This is a genomic window from Cellulomonas sp. B6 (assembly GCF_001462455.1).
Taxonomy (GTDB): Bacteria; Actinomycetota; Actinomycetes; order Actinomycetales; family Cellulomonadaceae; genus Cellulomonas.
Genome location: NZ_LNTD01000111.1, coordinates 1 through 1,850 on the forward strand (window position 1 = coordinate 1; position 1,850 = coordinate 1,850).

Consider the following 1,850-nt stretch of genomic DNA (forward strand, 5'->3'; position numbering starts at 1 on the left):
GGCGCGCGGGGCTCGTCGTGCGCACGGGCAGCACCACGACCTCGTCGGTGCCGGGACGCTCCACGACCTCGACGGGGTGCCGGTAGACGTCGCTGAGCAGGGCGGCCGTGAGCACGTCGCGCGGCGGCCCGTCGGCGCGCACGCGACCGGCGTCGAGCACGACCACGCGGTCGGCGTACGCGGCGGCGAGCGTGAGGTCGTGCAGCACCACGACGACCGCCGCGCCGTCGCGGGCCGCGGTGCGGGCCCGCGCGAGCACGGACTCCTGGTGCCGGACGTCGAGCGCCGCGGTCGGCTCGTCGAGCAACAGCACGTCCCCCTGCTGGGCGAGGACGCGCGCGAACGCGACGCGGGCCTTCTCGCCGCCCGACAGGGTCGGGAACGTGCGCGCGGCGAGCTCGGTGACGTCGGCGTCAGCCATGGCGCGCGCGACCACGGCGTCGTCCTGGTCCTCGTGCGACGTGCCCCGCCACGGGTGGCGGCCCATCGTCACGACGTCGAGCGCCCGGAACGCGAACGACACGCGCGCCTCCTGGAGCATGACGGCGCGGCGCCGCGCGAGGTCGGTGAGGCGCTGCTCGCGCAGGTCGACGCCGTCGAGCAGGACGTGCCCCGCGTCGGGTCGGGGGTCGCCCGAGAGCACCGCGAGCAGCGTGGACTTGCCGGCGCCGTTGGGGCCGACGAGCGCGACCACCTCGCCGCCGCGCACGTCGAGGTCGACGCCGTCGAGCACGACGGACCGCCCGTAGCTCACGCACAGGCCGCGCGCGGTCAGCCGGGCGCTCACGCCCAGCCCCCGGCGGCGCGGCGCGTGCGGCGGATGAGCCAGAAGAAGAACGGCCCGCCGACGAGCGCGGTCAGCATGCCGATGGGCAGGTCGGCGTACGACACGGCCGTCCGCGCGACGAGGTCCGCGCCCAGCAGCAGCGTCGCACCGCCCAGCGCGGACGCGGGCACGAGCACGCGGTGCCCGGGCCCGGCGACCATGCGCACGAGGTGCGGCACGACGAGCCCGACGAACGCGATGACCCCGCAAAAGGCGACCGCGGCCGCGGTGAGCACGGCGACGACCACGACGACGACGAGCCGCAGCCGCTCGACGTCCACGCCGAGGTGCCGCGCGGGCCGCTCCCCCAGCGCGAGCAGGTCGAGCCGCCGCGCGAGCACGACCGCCGCGACCAGGCCCGCCGCGACGAGCGGCGCGACGACCGCGACGGACACCCACCGCGTGCCGTTGAGGCTGCCGAGCTGCCAGAAGACGATCTGCTCGCGCGCCTGCGTGTCGCCCAGGAACGTGAGGAACGCGACGGCGGCGCCGCCGACCGCGTTGACCGCGACGCCCGTGAGGACGAGCGTGACCACCTCGGTGCGCCCGGACTCGCGCGCGGTCGCGTAGACGACGAGCGTCGCGACGAGGCCGCCGGCGAACGCGAGCAGCGCGACGGTCCAGGACCCGGCGAAGGTCCAGCCCGTCACGATGACGAGGCACGCGCCGACGGCGGCGCCGGACGAGACGCCGACGACGCCGGGCTCGGCGAGCGGGTTGCCGAACACGCCCTGCATGACCGCCCCGCCGGTGGCCAGCGCGGCCCCCACGAGGACGGCCATGACCACGCGCGGGAACCGGATGGTCCACAGCGCCGCCTCGCCGTGCGCGTGCGCGGGCAGCGGGCCGACGTCGAGACCGAGCCGGTGCAGGACCGAGCCGAGCACCTCGGCCGGCGGCACGTGGAGCTGCCCGCTGCCGGCGGCGACCACGGCGAGCACGACCAGGGTCACGCCGAGCCCGGCGAACAGCGCGACGCGCCGCGTGGTGCGGGGCCGGGCGGGTGCGGCGGCCGGTGCGGACG

General features: G+C 77.4%; 2 protein-coding genes. Both read right to left on the bottom strand.

Annotated features, from left to right (window positions below; all coding sequences use genetic code 11):
• A partial coding sequence (locus tag ATM99_RS10780; RefSeq protein ID WP_150118249.1) for a heme ABC transporter ATP-binding protein occupies positions 1–787 on the bottom strand: 787 nt, incomplete at its 3' end.
• On the bottom strand, positions 784–1,850 hold a 1,067-nt coding region (locus ATM99_RS10785; RefSeq protein ID WP_062102923.1), incomplete at its 5' end, for an iron ABC transporter permease. The genes ATM99_RS10785 and ATM99_RS10780, both read right to left, overlap by 4 nt.